The organism is Cupriavidus alkaliphilus, from assembly GCF_014191175.1.
In the GTDB taxonomy this organism is placed as follows: domain Bacteria; phylum Pseudomonadota; class Gammaproteobacteria; order Burkholderiales; family Burkholderiaceae; genus Cupriavidus; species Cupriavidus alkaliphilus.
In genome coordinates this window covers 282,790-300,206 of the sequence record NZ_JACHWE010000003.1, presented here as the reverse complement: position 1 = coordinate 300,206, position 17,417 = coordinate 282,790, and the positions used below count along the sequence as shown (strand labels likewise).

General features: G+C 65.8%; 19 protein-coding genes and 1 tRNA gene. 3 read left to right on the top strand and 17 right to left on the bottom strand.

Features of this window, described 5'->3' with window-relative positions; all coding sequences use genetic code 11:
- Positions 1-43 precede the first annotated feature (43 nt).
- From pheS to phaZc, 9 genes are all read right to left on the bottom strand, one after another.
- The gene (pheS, locus tag FHX60_RS12875) at positions 44-1,075 is read right to left on the bottom strand and encodes a phenylalanine--tRNA ligase subunit alpha (RefSeq protein WP_112775424.1); all 1,032 of its coding nucleotides are present in this window, start codon (positions 1,073-1,075) and stop codon (positions 44-46) included.
- 250 nt (positions 1,076-1,325) lie between these two features.
- Positions 1,326-1,682, bottom strand: a complete 357-nt coding sequence (gene rplT / locus FHX60_RS12870) for a 50S ribosomal protein L20 (protein ID WP_008650487.1) — start codon at positions 1,680-1,682, stop codon at positions 1,326-1,328.
- 28 nt (positions 1,683-1,710) lie between these two features.
- The gene (gene rpmI / locus FHX60_RS12865) at positions 1,711-1,908 is read right to left on the bottom strand and encodes a 50S ribosomal protein L35 (RefSeq protein WP_006575466.1); all 198 of its coding nucleotides are present in this window, start codon (positions 1,906-1,908) and stop codon (positions 1,711-1,713) included.
- A 167-nt stretch (positions 1,909-2,075) separates the two neighbouring features.
- Positions 2,076-2,597, bottom strand: coding sequence for a translation initiation factor IF-3 (gene infC / locus FHX60_RS12860; protein ID WP_081479471.1), 522 nt, complete (start codon positions 2,595-2,597; stop codon positions 2,076-2,078).
- 47 nt (positions 2,598-2,644) lie between these two features.
- Positions 2,645-4,552, bottom strand: coding sequence for a threonine--tRNA ligase (gene thrS, locus FHX60_RS12855; RefSeq protein WP_183283572.1), 1,908 nt, complete (start codon positions 4,550-4,552; stop codon positions 2,645-2,647).
- A gap of 360 nt (positions 4,553-4,912) precedes the next feature.
- Positions 4,913-4,989: transfer RNA gene (locus FHX60_RS12850), tRNA-Val, on the bottom strand.
- Between the two features lie 21 nt (positions 4,990-5,010).
- The gene (locus FHX60_RS12845; RefSeq protein WP_092313591.1) at positions 5,011-7,239 is read right to left on the bottom strand and encodes a RelA/SpoT family protein; all 2,229 of its coding nucleotides are present in this window, start codon (positions 7,237-7,239) and stop codon (positions 5,011-5,013) included.
- 15 nt (positions 7,240-7,254) lie between these two features.
- Positions 7,255-7,617: a RidA family protein gene (locus tag FHX60_RS12840; RefSeq protein ID WP_092313594.1), complete on the bottom strand. Its 363-nt coding sequence runs from the start codon at positions 7,615-7,617 to the stop codon at positions 7,255-7,257.
- Between the two features lie 69 nt (positions 7,618-7,686).
- Positions 7,687-8,568 (bottom strand): 3-hydroxybutyrate-oligomer hydrolase PhaZc, encoded by an 882-nt coding sequence (phaZc, locus tag FHX60_RS12835; protein WP_183283571.1) that lies wholly within the window; start codon positions 8,566-8,568, stop codon positions 7,687-7,689.
- A gap of 203 nt (positions 8,569-8,771) precedes the next feature.
- Here phaZc and FHX60_RS12830 point away from each other — a divergent pair, with 203 nt between their 5' ends.
- Together FHX60_RS12830 and FHX60_RS12825 are read left to right on the top strand one after the other, a co-directional pair.
- Positions 8,772-9,548 carry a 3-hydroxybutyrate dehydrogenase gene (locus FHX60_RS12830; RefSeq protein WP_112775421.1) on the top strand — a complete coding sequence of 259 codons (777 nt, stop codon included), beginning with the start codon at positions 8,772-8,774 and terminating at the stop codon, positions 9,546-9,548.
- Positions 9,549-9,587: 39 nt separating this feature from the next.
- Positions 9,588-10,079, top strand: a complete 492-nt coding sequence (locus FHX60_RS12825; protein WP_183283570.1) for a DUF411 domain-containing protein — start codon at positions 9,588-9,590, stop codon at positions 10,077-10,079.
- Between the two features lie 43 nt (positions 10,080-10,122).
- Here FHX60_RS12825 and FHX60_RS12820 read toward each other — a convergent pair whose 3' ends face one another.
- From FHX60_RS12820 to FHX60_RS12810, 3 genes are all read right to left on the bottom strand, one after another.
- Entirely contained in the window at positions 10,123-10,503 is a 381-nt protein-coding gene (locus tag FHX60_RS12820; RefSeq protein WP_183283569.1) for a putative zinc-binding protein, read from the bottom strand.
- 203 nt (positions 10,504-10,706) lie between these two features.
- On the bottom strand, positions 10,707-11,345 hold the full coding sequence (locus FHX60_RS12815) for a CoA transferase subunit B (protein WP_112775418.1): 639 nt from the start codon (positions 11,343-11,345) through the stop codon (positions 10,707-10,709).
- An 11-nt stretch (positions 11,346-11,356) separates the two neighbouring features.
- Positions 11,357-12,058 (bottom strand): CoA transferase subunit A, encoded by a 702-nt coding sequence (locus tag FHX60_RS12810; RefSeq protein ID WP_012352543.1) that lies wholly within the window; start codon positions 12,056-12,058, stop codon positions 11,357-11,359.
- 181 nt (positions 12,059-12,239) lie between these two features.
- On the opposite strand from FHX60_RS12810, the gene FHX60_RS12805 reads away from it, so the two are divergent.
- Positions 12,240-12,785, top strand: coding sequence for a PAS and helix-turn-helix domain-containing protein (locus FHX60_RS12805; protein WP_092313615.1), 546 nt, complete (start codon positions 12,240-12,242; stop codon positions 12,783-12,785).
- Between the two features lie 12 nt (positions 12,786-12,797).
- Here FHX60_RS12805 and FHX60_RS12800 read toward each other — a convergent pair whose 3' ends face one another.
- The 5 genes from FHX60_RS12800 to FHX60_RS12780 all read right to left on the bottom strand — a co-directional run bounded on the left by FHX60_RS12800 (position 12,798) and on the right by FHX60_RS12780 (position 17,302).
- On the bottom strand, positions 12,798-13,199 hold the full coding sequence (locus FHX60_RS12800; RefSeq protein WP_183283568.1) for an acyl-CoA thioesterase: 402 nt from the start codon (positions 13,197-13,199) through the stop codon (positions 12,798-12,800).
- A gap of 52 nt (positions 13,200-13,251) precedes the next feature.
- Entirely contained in the window at positions 13,252-14,280 is a 1,029-nt protein-coding gene (locus tag FHX60_RS12795; RefSeq protein WP_183283567.1) for a DctP family TRAP transporter solute-binding subunit, read from the bottom strand.
- Positions 14,281-14,345: 65 nt separating this feature from the next.
- Complete coding sequence (locus tag FHX60_RS12790; protein WP_174549297.1) at positions 14,346-15,650, bottom strand: TRAP transporter large permease; 1,305 nt, start codon at positions 15,648-15,650, stop codon at positions 14,346-14,348.
- Positions 15,647-16,249 carry a TRAP transporter small permease gene (locus FHX60_RS12785; RefSeq protein ID WP_116308968.1) on the bottom strand — a complete coding sequence of 201 codons (603 nt, stop codon included), beginning with the start codon at positions 16,247-16,249 and terminating at the stop codon, positions 15,647-15,649. The genes FHX60_RS12790 and FHX60_RS12785 overlap by 4 nt, the downstream gene beginning before the upstream one ends.
- A gap of 267 nt (positions 16,250-16,516) precedes the next feature.
- Complete coding sequence (locus FHX60_RS12780; RefSeq protein WP_018006823.1) at positions 16,517-17,302, bottom strand: SDR family oxidoreductase; 786 nt, start codon at positions 17,300-17,302, stop codon at positions 16,517-16,519.
- Between the last annotated feature and the right edge of the window lie 115 nt (positions 17,303-17,417).

The window sequence follows — 17,417 nt, the reverse complement described above, 5'->3', positions numbered from 1 at the left end:
GTAAGTATTCTGTGTAGTCGGTGACGAGTTTGACGGTCGCCTGTCAGGCGAACTGGCGCAGGAAGCGCACGTCGCCCTCGAAGAACAGGCGCAGGTCGTTGATGCCATAGCGCAGCATGGTCAGGCGCTCGAGGCCGGAGCCGAACGCGAAACCGATATAGCGCTCGGGATCGAGGCCCATGTTGCGCAGCACGTTCGGATGCACCTGGCCCGAACCGGAGATTTCCAGCCACTTCCCATTGCCGAAGGCCATGTCGATCTCCGCCGACGGCTCGGTGAACGGGAAGTACGAAGGACGGAAGCGCACCTGGATGTCGTCACGCTCGAAGAACTTGCGCAGGAAGTCGGTGTACGCGCCCTTCAGGTCGGCGAAGCTGACGTCCTCGCCGATCCACAGGCCTTCGACCTGGTTGAACATCGGCGAGTGGGTGGCGTCGCTGTCGACGCGATAGGTGCGGCCGGGGCAGATCACCTTGATCGGCGGCATTGCCTTGCCCGCGTACTTCTCCACGTGCATCCTGGCGTAGCGCACCTGCATCGGGCTGGTATGCGTGCGCAGGAGCAGCAGCTTGTCTTCGCTGTCGCGGCCGTCCACGTAGAAGGTGTCCTGCATCGAACGCGCCGGATGGTTGTCCGGGTTGTTCAGCGCGGTGAAGTTCATCCAGTCGGTTTCGATCTCGGGGCCGTCGGCCACGTCGAAGCCGATCGAGCCGAAGATCTGCTCGACGCGCTCCCAGGTGCGCATCACCGGATGCAGGCTGCCGCGCGCCACCGCGCGGCCCGGCAGCGTGACGTCGATGGCCTCGGCGGCCAGGCGCGCGTTCATCAGCGCGTCGGCCAGTGCCTGGCGGCGCGCCTGCAGCGCGGCTTCCACCTGCTGCTTGACCTGGTTGATGCGCGCGCCCTCGCTCTTGCGGGTCTCCGGGTCGAGCTTGCCGAGGCCCTTGAGCAGTTCGGTCAGCGCGCCGGTCTTGCCGAGGAAGCGGGCCTTCTCGTTTTCCAGCGTGGCGTTGTCATTGGCGGCGGCGAAAGCGGCCTGGGCGTCAGCGACGATTTGGTCCAGATCCTGAGACATGGCGGCGGTCGTGGAGTGTTCTGGCGTCGGTGGAACCCTGTCATGCGACAAGGCCGGCCCGACGTGGGTTGGCACTTCGTGCGGTATGCGTTTCCGGATGCGGTTTCATCGACAATCGCAAAACGGCATCCGGAACCGCAAATAAAAACGGGGCTCGGTGAGGAGCCCCGTTTCAGCAGACCTTGCGGTCAGCGGTCGACCTTGCGGTCGGTGCTTGCCCGGCAGCGCTTGCGCGCGACCGGAGCCGGCATCAGGCAACGGTGGCTTTCACCTGGTTGACGATGGCGGCAAAGGCAGGCTTGTCGTGAATAGCCATGTCCGACAGCACCTTGCGGTCCAGTTCGATCGAGGCCTTCTTCAGACCGTTCATGAACACGCTGTAGGTCATGCCATGCTCACGCGTCGCGGCATTGATACGCGCAATCCACAGCGCGCGGAACACGCGCTTCTTGTTGCGGCGATCGCGGTACGCGTACTGGCCAGCACGCATGACCGCCTGCTTGGCGATGCGATAGACATTATTGCGACGGCCGCGGTAACCCTTGGCAGCGTCGATAACCTTCTTGTGACGGGCCCGTGCAGTGACCCCACGCTTTACTCGAGGCATGTAATTCTCCTTTCGTTGTCGTCAGGGGTTATGCGTAAGGCATCATCGCGCGCACCGACTTCAGGTTCGTCTCATGGACGTCCTGAGTACCGCGCAGTTGACGCTTGTTCTTGGTGGTCTTCTTGGTCAGGATGTGACGCTTGAAGGCCTGGCCACGCTTGAACGAACCGTTCGGACGGGCAGTAAAGCGCTTGGAGGCGCTTTTCTTCGTCTTCATCTTCGGCATGAAAAACTCCAGCTCATATGACATGCATGCAGGTGGACGACTGACGCCGACGCTTGCAAGACCCGCATCCACTTGTTGTTGCACGATGGCCCTGGCGGACCCCGCGCGACTTCCGCACGAAGCAACGCCGGGATGACTGGCATCCCGGCCGCCGCACCGCGCAGGAATTACTTCTTCTTCTTGGGGGCGAGCACCATCACCATCTGGCGCCCTTCCATCTTCGGCATCTGCTCGACCTGGCCGATCTCTTCCAGGTCCGCCTTCAGGCGTTCGAGCATGCGCGCGCCGATTTCCTGGTGGGCCATCTCGCGACCACGGAACCGCAGCGTGATCTTGGTCTTGTCGCCATCTTCCAGGAAGCGCTTCAGGTTGCGCAGCTTGACGTTGTAGTCGCCATCATCCGTACCCGGCCGGAACTTGACTTCCTTGACCTGGATGATCTTCTGCTTCAGCTTGGCCTCGTGGGCGCGCTTGGCTTCCTCGTACTTGAACTTCCCGTAATCCATGATCCGGGCGACGGGCGGAGTCGCGTTGGGGGCGATCTCCACCAGGTCCAAGTCCTTGTCCTCAGCCAGCCGCAGAGCGTCCATGAACTTGACGATGCCGAGCTGCTCGTTATCAACCCCTACCAGGCGCAATTCAGGCGCGCTGATTTCCCGGTTGATGCGATGACCTTTGTCCGTAGCGATGTTGCGTTACCTCAAGAAGACAAAAAAACAAGCCGTGCTCACCACCCTCAGGCTTTGCTGGCGACGTCGTGTTGCAGACGCTCAACAAACGCGGAGACGGGCATCACACCCAGATCCACGTTGCCACGGGCACGCACGGCCACTTGATTGGCATCCCGCTCCTTGTCGCCCACTACCAGCAGGTAGGGGACCTTTTGAAGCGAATGCTCGCGGATTTTATACGTAATTTTCTCGTTACGCAAATCGGCCTTGGCCCTAAACCCTTGTTTTTGCAGCAATTGCACGACGCTTTCGGCGTACTCTGCCTGCGAATCCGCAATATTCATCACCACTACCTGGTCCGGGGCCAGCCAGGCCGGCAGCGCGCCGGCATGGTTTTCCAGCAGGATCCCCAGGAAGCGCTCGAACGAGCCCAGGATGGCGCGATGAAGCATCACCGGGCGCTTGCGCGAGTTGTCCTCGGAGACGTACTCGGCACCCAGGCGCTCGGGCAGCACCAGGTCCAGCTGCAGCGTGCCGCACTGCCACGAGCGGCCGATGGCGTCCTTGATGTGATACTCGACCTTCGGGCCATAGAAGGCGCCCTCGCCCGGCAGCTCTTCCCAGTCCACGCCGCAGGCGCGCAGCGCCAGGCGCAGGCCTTCTTCGGCGTGGTCCCAGATCTCGTCCGAGCCGGCGCGCTGGTCCGGGCGCAGCGACAGCTTGACCTTCACATCCTTGAAGCCGAAGTCGTCATAAACGGAAAAAGCCAGTTCGTTGAAGGCCTTGGCCTCGGCCACGATCTGCTCTTCCGTGCAGAAGATATGCGCATCGTCCTGCACAAAGCCGCGCACGCGCATCAGCCCGTGCAGCGCGCCGGACGGCTCGTTGCGATGGCAGGCGCCGAACTCCGCCAGGCGCAGCGGCAGGTCGCGGTACGAGCGCAGCCCGTGGTTGAAGATCTGAACATGGCCCGGGCAGTTCATCGGCTTGATCGCGTAGTCGCGCTTTTCCGATTCCGTGACGAACATGTTCTCTTTGTAGTTCTGCCAGTGGCCCGACTTCTCCCACAGCGAACGATCCATCACCTGCGGCGTGCGCACCTCGTCGTAGCCGGCGTCCGTCAGGCGGCCGCGCATGTACTGCTCGACGGCCTGCCACACCTGCCAGCCCTTGGGGTGCCAGAACACCATGCCGGGCGCCTCTTCCTGCAGGTGGAACAGGTCCAGCGTCTTGCCCAGCTTGCGGTGGTCGCGCTTCTCGGCCTCCTCCAGCATGTGCAGGTAGGCTTCCTGGTCTTCCTTCCTGGCCCATGCCGTGCCGTAGATGCGCTGGAGCATCTCGTTGTTGGCATCGCCGCGCCAGTAGGCGCCGGCCACCTTCATCAGCTTGAAGACCTTGAGCTTGCCCGTCGACGGCACGTGCGGCCCGCGGCACAGGTCGACGAAATTGCCTTCGCGATACAGGCCGATTTCCTGGTCGGCCGGGATCGAGCCGATGATCTCGGCCTTGTACTTCTCGCCCATCGATTCGAACAGCGCCACCGCTTCGTCGCGGTTCCACACTTCGCGCGTGACCTTTTCGTCCTTGCGCGCCAGTTCCGCCATCTTCTTCTCGATGGCGGCGAGGTCTTCCGGCGTGAAGGGGCGCTTGTAGGCGAAGTCGTAGTAGAAGCCGTTCTCGATCACAGGGCCGATCGTCACCTGCGCCTCCGGATACAGCTCCTTGACGGCGTAGGCCAGCAAGTGCGCCGTGGAGTGGCGGATCACATCGACGCCGTCGGCATCCTTGTCCGTGACGATGGCCAGTTCCGCATCGCGCTCGATCCTGTAGCTGGTGTCGACCAGCTGGCCATCCACCTTGCCGGCCAGCGCGGCCTTGGCCAGGCCGGCGCCGATGCTCTGCGCCACTTCGGCAACCGTCACCGGGCCGGGAAACTCGCGGCGGGACCCGTCCGGCAGCGTGATTGCGATCATTTCGACTCTCCAGGTTCCGCCGGCGGCGCCTTGCGCCTTTGCCCGGGCGGATCAAACTGCATCTTGTGGCGCCGGCCCGCATGCCTGCGCGCCGGCGATTGGTTCTTGGCTGCCCCGCCCTGCCGCACGGGAAGGCGGCAGCTTATCAGGGCGCTGGCAAGCGACGGACGAAAAAAAAAACGCGGCCAAGGCCGCGTTTCTCTTTGTCAAACCCGATCCAACCGGGTCGAAGGCGCACCTCGACTACTGTCGCTTGCCAGCGGTAGTAGTTCGCGGTGTCATAACCATGATGCCCTTCCGTTCCGTATGGGGTTGAATCGGACTTGCCGCACTTCTTGTTACTGCTTTACTGCAATTCGTTGGTAGGCTCGATTGGACTCGAACCAACGACCCCCACCATGTCAAGGTGGTGCTCTAACCAGCTGAGCTACGAGCCTAGCGAAGCCGCAAGTATAGCATCACTTTCTTTTCGCCTGCAACACCCCCTGGACCTCTTCGATCATCAGCAGTGCGCGCTGCAGTTGCGTCGCCTCGGACACCTCGGCGGTGAACTGCATGCGCGCCACGCCCTTGCTCGACAGCGTCTTGACCCCGGTGACGTTGATCTTCTCACGCGACAGCACTTCGGAGATGTCGCGCAGCAGGCCCTGCCGGTCGATCGCCTCGACCTGGATGTCGACCGGATAGACCGCGGCGTGGCTCTTCTTGCCCCACTCGGTCTGGATCACGCGCTCGGGCGCGCGCGCCGACAGCTGCTGGAAGGTATGGCAGTTGCGGCGATGGATCGACACCCCGCGCCCGCGCGTGACAAAGCCGACGATCTCGTCCGGCGGCGCCGGCTTGCAGCAGCGCGACATCTGCGTCATCAGCGAATCGACGCCCACCACCAGCACGCCGCTCTTGGCGCCGCGCGCCACGCTGGTGGCGCGGCTCTTCTTGGTAACGGCGTCTTCCTCGCTCAGCGGCGCCTGGACTTCGCCCTCGGGGTGGCGCAGCGCGTGCTCCACATGGCGCAGGCTGAACTCGTCCTTGGCCACCGCGGCGAACAACTCGTCGGGGGTCTTGAAGCCCAGCCGCGTCGCCAGGTCTTCCAGCTTGACCGCGGTCTTGCCTTCGCGCTGCAGGGTCTTGTCGATCAGCGCGCGGCCTTGCGCAATGGTTTCCTGCGAGTCCATCGCGTTGAACCACGCGCGCACCTTGGCGCGGGCGCGGCTGCTGGCCAGGTAGCCGAGATCGGCATTGAGCCAGTCGCGCGACGGCCCGCCCTGCTTGACCACGATGATTTCGACGGTCTGGCCGTTCTTGAGCGGCGTGTTCAGCGGCACCATGGTGCCGTCCACGCGCGCACCGCGGCAGCGGTGGCCGAGGTCGCTATGCAGGTAGTAGGCGAAATCCACCGCGGTCGCGCCCTGCGGCAGCGCCACCACGCGCGCCTGCGGCGTCAGCACGTAGATGTGGTCGTCGATCGCGGCGTGCTTGATCTGCTCCCACGATTCGTCGTGCGCCACGCTGTGGTCGGCATCGTCCTTCCACGCCAGCAGCTGGCGCAGCCAGGCGATCTTTTCGTCGTAGCGCTCGCTGGCGGAGAACTGCCCGGCATAGCCGCGGCTGCCCGCCTCCTTGTAGCGCCAGTGCGCGGCCACGCCGTATTCGGCGAAGTGGTGCATCTCGTGGGTGCGGATCTGCACCTCGAAGGCGCGCCCGTCGTCGCCGATCACCACCGTGTGCAGCGACTTGTAGCCGTTGGCCTTGGGCCGTGAAATGTAGTCGTCGAACTCGCGCGGGATCGGCTGCCAGATATGGTGGACGATGCCGAGCACCGTATAGCAGTCCTTGATATCGTCGACGATCACGCGGAACGCGCGCACATCGTACAGGTCGGCAAAATCCAGCTCCTTGCCGCGCATCTTCTTCCAGATGCTGTAGATGTGCTTGGGCCGGCCGCTCACCTCGGCGCGGATGCCCGCGGCGGTCAGCTCGGACTGCAGCCGCGCGATCGCGCCGGCGATATAGCCTTCGCGCTCGATGCGCTTTTCATCCAGCAGGCGGGCGATGCGCTTGTAGGTATCGGGCTGCTCGAAGCGGAAGGCCAGGTCTTCCAGCTCCCACTTCATCTGCCAGATGCCCAGGCGGTTGGCCAGCGGCGCGTAGATGTCGAGCGTTTCGCGCGCCACGCCGGGCAGCGGCGCCTGCTTGGTCTCGGCCAGCCAGCGCAGCGTCTGCAGGCGCGACGCCAGCCGCACCAGCACCACGCGGATATCCTGCGCGAAGGCCAGCAGCATCTTGCGCAGCGCCTCGACCTGCTCGTGGCGCGCCTGGGCTTCGTTCTTCGACGGCGCGGCCGACTCCACCTCAGGGCGATTGCCGGCGATGGCGCCGATGCGCAGCAGCTGCCGCACGCCATTGACCAGCCGCGCCACTTCCTCGCCGAAGCGCGGCTCGATCTCGGCGTCGGTCTCGGGCACGAATGCCGCCAGGCCGAACAGGCACGCGGCCGCGCGCGCGGAATCGTCCACGCGCAGGCCGTCGAGGATGCGCAGCATCCCCTCCGCGTGCGACTGCACGGTCTCGCCGGTGGGCAGCGCAACGCCGGCGCCGTGCTCGCGCACGTACGCCAGCGCGCGCTCGACCAGCTCGGTATCCGGAATGCCCGCGACCCGGCCAGCCAGGTCGGTCGACGTCACCATGTCACAGCGCCTGCATCAGTTGAGCGCAGCGGTCACCACCACTTCGATCAGGTAATCGGGATTGGCCAGGCGGGCTTCGACGGTGGCGCGCGGCGGCGTGTTGCCTTGCGGCACCCAGGCATCCCAGACCTCGTTCATCTCGCCGATCAGATCGATGTTGGTCAGGAAGATCTGGCACGACAGGATGCGGGTCTTGTCGCTGCCGGCCTCGGCCAGCAGGCGGTCGATATGGCCCAGCACCTCGCGCGTCTGGCCGCGGATATCGGCCTTGGGATCGACCTCGGGCACCTGGCCGGCCAGATACACCACGCCGTTGTAGACCGCGTATTCGGACAGGCGCTTGCCCACGTGGGCGCGCTTCAGTTCAGTAAGACTCATGGCAATGCGTAACTCAATAAAAACAGCCGGATCACATCAGGCCGGTAAGCAGGCCGGCAGCGGGCGCGCTCAGGCGCCGGTAAAGAACTGGCGCACGATCGCGATCTGCGCCGGATCGACAAAGGTCGGGGCGTGGCCCACGTCGGGCACTTCCACCGAGCTCACATGCTTGCCGCGCGCCACCATCTCGGCCACGGTCTCGCGCAGCAGCAGGTCGGACTGCGCGCCGCGCACCACCAGCACCGGCGCCTCGATGGCTTCGAAGCTGCGCCACAGCGCGGCTTCGCCGGCGGCGATGGCCTCGGGCGTGGACTTGCGGAACGGCAGCGCCAGCTGCGGATCGTAATGCAAGCCCCATTCCAGGCCATCTGCGCCCTGCACCGGTTTCAGGATCGCGGCGTTGAGCTCGCGCCACTGCTCGGCGCTGTGCCGGCCGAACGAGGCGCTGATGGTCTGCAGGTACGCCAGCCCTTCCTCGAAGGTCTTGAAGCGCACCGGCAGGCCGAGGTAGGCGCCGATACGCTCGACCGCCGAGGGCGCGATGCGGGGACCGACGTCATTGAGCAGCAGCTTGCGCACCGGCGACTTGGGCAGCCCGGCCAGGCCCATGCCGATCAGTCCGCCCATCGAGGTGCCGAACCAGTCCACCCTCTCCACATTGAGCCGTGCAATCAGCGTGACCATGTCGCAGACATACTGCGGCACCACGTAGCCGCTGGCATCGGCCAGCCATTCGGAACGGCCGCGGCCGACCACGTCCGGGCACACCACGCGGTAGTCGCCGCACAGTACGCGGGCCACGGCATCGAAGTCGCGCCCGGTGCGCGTCAGGCCATGCGCGCACACCAGCACGCGCGGATTGGCGGGATCGCCCCACTCGTGGTAGGCCATGCGGTGCAGGCCCGCCGGACTGATGCACTGGACGAAACCGAGACGCGGACTGGCAGACATCTGGACTCCCTGGCAAACCGGCCCGCACAGCGCCAGGAGACGCCGCCGCCGGAAGTTGAGCAAAGCTGGATTGTACGCCGCAGCGGGTACAATGCCACAGCACAGTGTCCGCGCCCCGCGCGCGGCCGCGCACGCCACGGCGCGCGCTGCCAATCCGGCGGCTGTCCTGCCGTGGCATCCCCTTTCTCTCGACGGAGGCTTACATGCTCAACGGCAAGACCGCACTGGTAACTGGCTCGACCAGCGGCATCGGGCTCGGCATCGCAAAGGCGCTGGCGGCGCAGGGCGCCAACATCATCGTCAACGGCTTTGGTGACGCCGACGCCGCAAAGAACGAGATCGCGCAGGCGGGCCAGGGCATCCGCGTCGGCTACCACGGCGCCGACATGAGCAAGGCGGCCGAGATCGAAGACATGATGCGCTACGCGCAGTCGGATTTCGGCGGCGCCGACATCCTGGTCAACAACGCCGGCATCCAGCACGTCGCCACCATCGAGGATTTCCCGCCCGAGCGCTGGGACGCGATCATCGCCATCAACCTGACCTCGGCCTTCCACACCACGCGCCTGGCGCTGCCCGGCATGAAGCAGAAGAACTGGGGGCGCATCATCAACGTCGCCTCCACCCACGGGCTGGTGGCCTCGGCGCAGAAATCCGCCTATGTGGCGGCCAAGCATGGCATCGTCGGCTTCACCAAGGTGACCGCGCTGGAAACCGCGCAGACCGGCGTCACCGCCAACGCGATCTGCCCGGGCTGGGTGCTGACGCCGCTGGTGCAGAAGCAGGTCGAAGCCCGCGCGCAGAAGGAAGGCATCCCGGTCGAGCAGGCCAAGCGCGAGCTGGTGCTGGAGAAGCAGCCGTCGGGCCAGTTCGTCACGCCCGACGAACTGGGCGCGCTGGCCGTGTTCCTGTCGTCCGAGGCGGCCCGCCAGGTGCGCGGCGCGATCTGGAACATGGATGGCGGCTGGGTGGCGCAGTAAGGTGCCACATCGGCGCACCACAGCAAGGAGCAACAAGCAATGATGCAACGACGACGTTTTCTCGGCACCCTGGGCGCACTCGCGCTCGGCACGCTCGCCGCGGGTGTGCTGGGCCCGGCGGCCGATGCCTTCGCGCAGGCGAAGCCGCTGGCCATCGACGTCTACAAGAGTCCGCTGTGCGGCTGCTGCGAGGAATGGGTCAAGCACCTGCGCGCCAACGGCTTCACCGTGACGGTGCATGACGTCGAGGATACCGGCGAGTACCGCAAGCGCTTCGGCATGCCCGAGCGCTTCGGCTCCTGCCATACCGGCCATATCGCCGGCTATGCGATCGAGGGTCACGTGCCCGCCGCCGATATCCGCAAGCTGCTGGCCGCCAAACCCAAGGCGGTCGGGCTGGCAGTGCCGGGCATGCCGGTCGGCTCGCCGGGCATGGAACAGGGTCCGCGCAAGGATCCCTTCGACGTGCTGCTGGTCAAGGCCGACGGCGCGGCCTCGGTGTTCAGCCGCCACAACAAGCCGGCGGCCTGAGGTGTCGCGGCTCCGGATGCGCCGCGGCGCATCCGGCAATGCCCTACCCCTGTGCGAGGCGCTCCAGCGCCGCCTCGACTTCCCGCCACACCGCCTCGGTCTCGCCCTCGGTGCATTCCCCATGCTGGCGCTTGACCGCGCCCAGCCGGTTCAGCACCAGGTGCTGGTCCGGCACCACGCCCGCGTTGGCCAGGCAGGCCTGCACGCAAGCCAGCGGGCAACCGTCCAGCGCCAGGATCGGCCGGCCCGATCGCGCCACCCGCGTCAGCGCCGGCACGTCACCGCCCACGCCGCTGATGCACGACATTTCCGCGCGGCCGCCGCGGTCCAGCCGCACCGCGCAGGCATTGGCCAGTTGCGCCACGCTGGAGCAGCCGGAGCAGGCGTACACCAGGGGCAGGGATCGGGTGGGGGAAGCCGGCATCGCGCTCCTTCCGTCAGGACTTGTGTTGACAGGACCACGCCTGCTGGGAAGCGGCCAGCATAGTGACTTGTGCGGGGACGGGCCATTCGCCGATAGAGCTAGCCCGCACGGCCGATCTGCGTAGCCAGCTCCCGGGCACCAAATGAAAAAAGCCCTGTGGCGCAATGCGCCACAGGGCCCGTCAGGCAATGCCGAAGGTTTGCTTACAGCAGCGGCGCCCCGGTCTTGGCCTGGATTTCCTCGCGGCTGACGCCCGGTGCGGTTTCGACCAGCTTCAGGCCGTCGGCAGTCACGTCCATCACACCCAGGTCAGTGATGATGCGATTGACCACGCCCACGCCGGTCAGCGGCAGGTTGCACTGCTTCAGGATCTTGATGTCCTCGGTACCGTCCTTCTTCTTGGCGGTGTGTTCCATCAGCACCACCACGCGGCCGACGCCGGCGACCAGGTCCATCGCGCCGCCCATGCCCTTGACCATCTTGCCGGGGATCATCCAGTTGGCGAGGTCGCCCTTCTCGCTGACCTGCATCGCGCCCAGGATGGCCAGGTTGATGTGGCCGCCGCGGATCATCGCGAACGAGTCGGCCGACGAGAAGATCGACGAGCCCGGCAGCGTGGTCACGGTCTGCTTGCCGGCATTGATCATGTCGGCGTCGACCTCGGCCTCGGTCGGGAACGGGCCGATGCCGAGCAGGCCGTTCTCGGATTGCAGCCAGACTTCCATGCCTTCGGGCACCCAGTTGGCCACCAGCGTCGGCAGCCCGATGCCCAGGTTGACGTAGAAACCGTCCTGCAGCTCGGCCGCGGCGCGCGCGGCCATTTCGTCACGTGTCCATGCCATGATGGGTCTCCTTAGCTGGCCGCGCGCACGGTGCGCTGCTCGATGCGTTTCTCGGGGTTGGCGTTGAGCACCAGGCGCTGCACGAAGATGCCGGCCAGGTGGATCTCGTCGGGATCGAGTTCGCCGGTCTCGACGATCTGCTCGACCTCGGCCACGGTGACCTTGCCCGCCATCGCGCACATCGGGTTGAAGTTGCGCGCGGTGCGGCGGAACACCAGGTTGCCGGCCTTGTCGGCCTTCCAGGCCTTGACCAGCGCCACGTCGGCGGTCAGCGAACGTTCCATCACGTACTTTTCGCCGTCGAATTCACGGATTTCCTTGCCTTCGGCGACGATGGTGCCGACACCGGTCTTGGTGAAGAAGGCCGGGATGCCCGAGCCGCCGGCGCGCAGCTTTTCGGCCAGCGTGCCCTGCGGGGTGAATTCCAGTTCCAGTTCGCCGGCCAGGTACTGGCGCTCGAACTCCTTGTTCTCGCCCACGTAGGACGAGATCATCTTCTTGATCTGGCGCGTGGCCAGCAACAGGCCCAGGCCGAAGCCGTCGACGCCGGCGTTGTTGGAGATGCAGGTCAGCTGCTTGGCGCCGCTGTCGCGCAGCGCGCCGATCAGCGCCTCGGGGATGCCGCACAGGCCGAAACCGCCCACGGCGATCGTCTGGCCGTCGCGGACGACGCCTGCAAGCGCTTCTGCGGCGCTGGCGTAGACCTTGTTCATGCTTCGCTCCTTCCTCGGTAGTCCCTGTCGATCTCCCCGCCGGCGGGTAGTGCGGCGGGCGACGCAGGGAAATTGTAACGGTACAATCGGCAACGGGCGGTCGGCCGTCGCCGTAACGCGTCCGACCGACAGCATACGCAAGCACAGCCGGCTACGCCATTACGTAAAAATACATAAGCAGATGCCCGCCATCGACTACCAGACCGCCTTCCAGCTCGCCCCCGTGGGCCTGGTGCTGTCACGCGAGCGCGTGATCGAGGACTGCAACGAAGAGGTCTGCCGCATCTTCGGCACCACGCGCGAGGCCCTGCTGGGCCAGTCGTTCCAGGTGCTCTACCCCACCGCCGACGAATTCGAGCGCACCGGCGCGCGCATCGCGCCGATCATGGGCAAGCGCGGCATGTATTCGGACGAACGCATCATGAAGCGCGCCGGCGGGGAACTGTTCTGGTGCCACGTCACCGGTCGCGCGCTGGACCGGGCGCAGCCGCTCGGCGCAGGGATCTGGACCTTCGAGGACTTGTCGCAGAAACGCCAGGTCACCGCCGAACTGACCGCGCGCGAACGCGAGATCGCGGCGCAACTGGTGGAAGGCAAGACCAGCAAGCAGATCGGCAAGCTGCTGGCGATCAGCCCGCGCACGGTCGACATCTATCGGGCGCGGCTGATGAAGAAGTATGGGGCGAGTACGTCGGTGGATCTGGTGCAGCGGCTGGTGGCCCACTGACGCCGAAAACGATCACCCTTCGATGATCGCCCGAATCTCCGCCGGCACCGGCACCGATTTCTCCGCCGCATAATCGCACCACACCACCTTGGCCCCACCCTCTGCCCACACTACGTCGGGCAGATCGGTGCGCCGGATCTCCATGCGCGTCTCGAAACTGGTCCGTCCCAGCTGCCCGGCATAGACCCGGCATTCGATCTCGCCCGGATAGCGCAACTGCTTCAGGAAAGTCATATGCGCATTGATGATGACCGGCCCCAGCCCGTTCGCATCCTTGCCGCCGCGGCCCAGCGACGCGAACCATTCGATGCGCGCCTGCTCCAGGTACTGGAAATAGACGGTGTTGTTGACATGGCCCATCGCATCCATGTCGCCCCACCGGATCGGCATCACCACCGTATAGACGTGCTTCATCTCAGCCTCCAAAGCAACAGGCCCGCCAATACTGGCGGGCCTGCTTCATGACTTAGCGCTTGGCGATCGCGCCTTCGGCCTTGGTCACCAGGTCGGTGCCGATCTGCTTCTTCCACTTGTCGTAGACCTTGGCGGTAGCCTTGCGGAAGGCGTCATGCTCGGCCGGGGTCAGGTGCGTGACCTTGACGCCGTGGGCCTCCATGTCCTTCCACGCGGGCGTGCCGGCCTCGGCCAGGCCCTTGCGGGCCAGCGCGATTTCCTGCTTGCCGGCATCGATGGCGGCCTGCTTGACGATCTCGCGGTCGGCCGGGGTCCAGCTTTCCCAGATCTGCTTGTTGACCACGAAGATCAGCGGATCGGCGACGTAGCCCCAGGTGGTGACGTACTTCTGGCCGACCGTGTACAGCTTGGCGGCGGCGAACACCGACTGCGGATTCTCCTGGCCGTCGACCGCGCCCGAGGCCATCGCCGGCTGCGCGTCGGCCCAGCTCATCTGGGTCGGGTTGGCGCCCAGCGCGTTGAAGGTCTCGATGTACAGCGGCGAGCCCACCACGCGCAGCTTCAGGCCCTTGAGGTCTTCCGGCTTGCGGATCTCGCGCTTGGAGTTCGACACCTCGCGGAAGCCGTTCTCGCCCCACGCCAGCGGCACCACGCCAGCCTTCTCCAGCGTGGCGAAGATCGACTTGCCGACCTCGCCCTGCGTCAGCGCGTCCAGCGCCTTGTAATCGGGCATCAGGAACGGCAGCGAGAACAGGTTCAGTTCCTTGACCTGCGGCGACCAGTTGATGGTCGAGCCCACCGCCATGTCGATCACGCCCTGGCGGATCGCCGAGAACTCGCGGGTCTGGTCGCCGGCCACCAGCGAGGTGCCCGGGTACAGCTTGATGTTGATGCGGCCGCTGGTGCGCTGCCTGACCAGGTCGGCCCAGATCTCGCCGCCCTTGCCCCACGGGAAGGCCGGGCCGAGCACCAGCGACATCTTGTACTCGGACTTGTAGGTCTGGGCCATAGCACCGGCGGGGGCGAAGGCGGAAGCGGCCAGGGCGGCGGCCGTTGCAAGCATCAGGGCACGACGTTTCATTTCATCTCCTCAGGGGAAAAGCGTCAGGTTCTTGTTGGTGAATGCAAACACGGCATCGACAGCGGTCAATAGCCGAGGTACTCCGGCAGCCACGTCGCCAGCGGCGGATAGGCCAGCACCATCAGCATGGCGATAAACATCGCCAGCAGCATCCAGATCACCCAGGGCACGGTTTCTTCCATGCGCACGCGGGCGATCCGGCACGACACCATCAGGTTCACGGCCAGCGGCGGCGTGAACTGGCCCAGCGCCACCTTCAGCGTCAGCACCACGCCGAACCACACCGGGTTCCACTGGAAGGCATTGGCGATCGGCAGCAGCAGCGGCACGAAGATCAGGAAGATCGAAATGCCGTCGAGGAACATGCCCACCGTCATCAGCAGCAGCACGATCAGCGCCAGCACGCCGTATTCGCCCAGCCCGGAGGTGGCGATCGCCTGCGCCAGCGGGTCGATCACGCCCAGCGTCGACAGCGCATAGGCAAAGATGCCGGCCAGCGCCACCACCAGCAGGATCACCGCCGAGGTCTCGGCCGCTTCCTGGAAGATCGTGAACAGGTCGCGCATGCCGATGCTGCGGTACACCACCATGCCGACGAACAGGCCATAGACCACCGCCACCACGGCGGCTTCGGTCGGCGTGAACCAGCCGGCGCGCATGCCGCCCAGGATCAGGAACGGCGCCACCAGGCCCCAAGCGGCCTCGCGCAGGCTTTTCCAGAACGGCGGACGCGGCAGCGCGGCTTCGGCGGCGCCCATATTGTGCTTGCGCGCCAGCCACACCGCCGGCACGATCAGCGCGATGCCCGCGAGCACGCCCGGGATCATGCCGGCCGCGAACAGCGCCGGCACCGATGCACCGGGCACCAGCACGCTGTAGATGATGAATGCCACCGACGGCGGGATCAGGATGTCGGTCGCGGCCGCCGCGCCGACCACCGCCGCGCTGTACGAGCCGGGATAGCCCGCGCGCGACATCGCCGCGATCATCACGCCGCCGACCGCGGCCGCGTTGGCCGGGCCCGAACCGGAAATGCCGCCGAGGAACATCGCCACCAGGATCGCCACCAGCGGCAGCATGCCAGGGCCACGGCCGACCACGGCGATGGCAAAGGTCACCAGCCGCTGCGCCACGCCGGAGCGATCGAAGATCGAGCCCACCAGCACGAACATCGGGATCGCCAGCAGCGGGTACTTGGCCAGGCCCGCGTAGAAGTTCTGCGGCACCGCCAGCAGGCCGAACATCTGCGTATCGAGATTGGACAGGCCGATCGCAACCAGGCCGCCCAGCCCCAGCGACACGCCGATCGGCACCCCGAGCAGCATCAGGCCGATAAAGACCACGAACAGGATGATGGCAACCAGCGTCATGGCGCACGCTCCGTCGCCGACTGGCTCTGTTGATGCAGCGCCTTGAGCGCGCGCACGTTGCGCACCATCAGGGCCAGCGCGCGCAGCGCGATGCCGGCCGACAGCACCGGCAGCCAGATCGAGTACCACCAGCTCGGCACGCCGATGCCGGGCGAGGTCTCGCCGAAGGTGTACTCATCCCACGTAATGCGCGCCCCCAGCACCGCCAGAGCGATAAACATCACCGCCACCGCCAGCGCCGACAGGATCGCCAGGCGCCGCTGGCGCGCGGCGCTGCCGCGTTCGAAGAAGAATTCGATGCGGATATTGCGGTCGCGCGCCACCGCGGCGCTGCCGGCGACCAGGGCCAGCACGATCATCAGGAAGACCGAGAATTCCTCGGTCCAGGCGAACGACTCGTCGGTGAAATAGCGGACCACCACGTTGGCGAAGGTGATGCCGACCAGCAGCACCATCACGATCACGCCAATCCAGTCCTCGATGCGGGGCGATACCCGGAATTCAGCGTCCTGCGCTTCGTCGGCGGCCCGCGGGATCACCGCGGAATCGACGACGTGTTGCGGCACGGCGTTGCGCCGTGCCTCTGTTTGTTGCTCCATCTCCCCGGCCTCCGGTCCAGGGCCGCTCGGGCCATGCGGCCACCGCGGCGTTCTCGCTTTGTATGTAAAGACTTAATCTGCAGACATGGCGGATTATGCCAAGACTGGCCTGCCACGCACGAAATTTCTGAAGTTTGACGCGTACTGACGACGGCGCGCCCAAGGGGACCGGATAAGCCCTGGGCTGCCGCTCGGGCATCCCGCGGCGCTTTTGGCGCGTGAGCGGGATGCGGGGGACTTGCGCCCCCGGTGTCAGCGCGCGGGCGCTCAGACCATGCCGTCGTCGGCGGTGATGACGGCGCCGTTGATGAACTGCGACTGGTCCGATGCCAGCAGCAGCAACAGGCCGTCGAGGTCTTCCGGCTTGCCCAGGCGCTTGCGCGGCAGCATCTGGATCAGCTTCTGCCCGGCGTCGGAATCCCAATGGTGGTGGTTGATATCGGTGTCGATATAGCCGGGGCAGATGGCGTTGGAATTGATGCCATGGCGCGCCCATTCCAGCGCCATGGCCTTGGTCATGTGCACCACCGCCGCCTTGCTCATGCAATACACGCCGATCTGCGACAGCACCTTCAGCCCCGCCACCGACGCGATATTGACGATGCGCGCCTGCGGCAGCGGGCTGCCGTTGCGCTCGGCGCCCTTGGCGCGCGCGATCATGCGCTTGGCGACTTCCTGCGCGACGAAAAACGCCCCGCGGGTATTGGTGTCGAAGACGAAATCGAAGTCTTCCGGGGCCACCTCGGTCAGCTTCTGCGTGGTCGACACGCCGGAGTTGTTGACCAGGATATCGATGGCGCCGGCTTCGGTCTCGGCGTGCGCCACCGCGGCGCGGATGCTGTCGGGGTCGGTCACGTCCAGGCGCACCACGTGCGCGCTGCCGCCCTCGGCCTCGATCGCGGCGCGCAGTTCCTTGAGCCGCTCGGTGCGGCGCGAGGCCAGCACCACCTTGGCCCCGGCGGCAGCGAGCACCGTGGCGAAACGCGAGCCCAGCCCGCTGGACGCGCCGGTCACCAGCGCCACCTTGCCTTCCAGATTGATCGACAAACCCATGATTACCTCTTGTGCGGGAGCCCCTCTGGCCTCATCAGGAGCAGAAGGCAGCATATCAAAAAAAAGAACGACCGTTCCAAAAAAATCCTTGCCTGTGGGTGGCGAGTCCCGGACA

Coding starts and splice junctions, on each gene's coding strand:
- FHX60_RS12840 (WP_092313594.1), bottom strand. CDS start 7,617: ATGAGTCTTACTGAACTGAAGCGCGCCCACGTGGGCAAGCGCCTGTCC.
- FHX60_RS12845 (WP_092313591.1), bottom strand. CDS start 7,239: ATGGTGACGTCGACCGACCTGGCTGGCCGGGTCGCGGGCATTCCGGAT.
- pheS (WP_112775424.1), bottom strand. CDS start 1,075: ATGTCTCAGGATCTGGACCAAATCGTCGCTGACGCCCAGGCCGCTTTC.
- FHX60_RS12800 (WP_183283568.1), bottom strand. CDS start 13,199: ATGAAGCACGTCTATACGGTGGTGATGCCGATCCGGTGGGGCGACATG.
- FHX60_RS12795 (WP_183283567.1), bottom strand. CDS start 14,280: ATGAAACGTCGTGCCCTGATGCTTGCAACGGCCGCCGCCCTGGCCGCT.
- FHX60_RS12780 (WP_018006823.1), bottom strand. CDS start 17,302: ATGGGTTTGTCGATCAATCTGGAAGGCAAGGTGGCGCTGGTGACCGGC.
- FHX60_RS12815 (WP_112775418.1), bottom strand. CDS start 11,345: ATGGCATGGACACGTGACGAAATGGCCGCGCGCGCCGCGGCCGAGCTG.
- FHX60_RS12830 (WP_112775421.1), top strand. CDS start 8,772: ATGCTCAACGGCAAGACCGCACTGGTAACTGGCTCGACCAGCGGCATC.
- thrS (WP_183283572.1), bottom strand. CDS start 4,552: ATGATCGCAATCACGCTGCCGGACGGGTCCCGCCGCGAGTTTCCCGGC.
- FHX60_RS12805 (WP_092313615.1), top strand. CDS start 12,240: ATGCCCGCCATCGACTACCAGACCGCCTTCCAGCTCGCCCCCGTGGGC.
- FHX60_RS12790 (WP_174549297.1), bottom strand. CDS start 15,650: ATGACGCTGGTTGCCATCATCCTGTTCGTGGTCTTTATCGGCCTGATG.
- FHX60_RS12825 (WP_183283570.1), top strand. CDS start 9,588: ATGATGCAACGACGACGTTTTCTCGGCACCCTGGGCGCACTCGCGCTC.
- FHX60_RS12810 (WP_012352543.1), bottom strand. CDS start 12,058: ATGAACAAGGTCTACGCCAGCGCCGCAGAAGCGCTTGCAGGCGTCGTC.
- FHX60_RS12820 (WP_183283569.1), bottom strand. CDS start 10,503: ATGCCGGCTTCCCCCACCCGATCCCTGCCCCTGGTGTACGCCTGCTCC.
- FHX60_RS12785 (WP_116308968.1), bottom strand. CDS start 16,249: ATGGAGCAACAAACAGAGGCACGGCGCAACGCCGTGCCGCAACACGTC.
- phaZc (WP_183283571.1), bottom strand. CDS start 8,568: ATGTCTGCCAGTCCGCGTCTCGGTTTCGTCCAGTGCATCAGTCCGGCG.
- rpmI (WP_006575466.1), bottom strand. CDS start 1,908: ATGCCGAAGATGAAGACGAAGAAAAGCGCCTCCAAGCGCTTTACTGCC.
- rplT (WP_008650487.1), bottom strand. CDS start 1,682: ATGCCTCGAGTAAAGCGTGGGGTCACTGCACGGGCCCGTCACAAGAAG.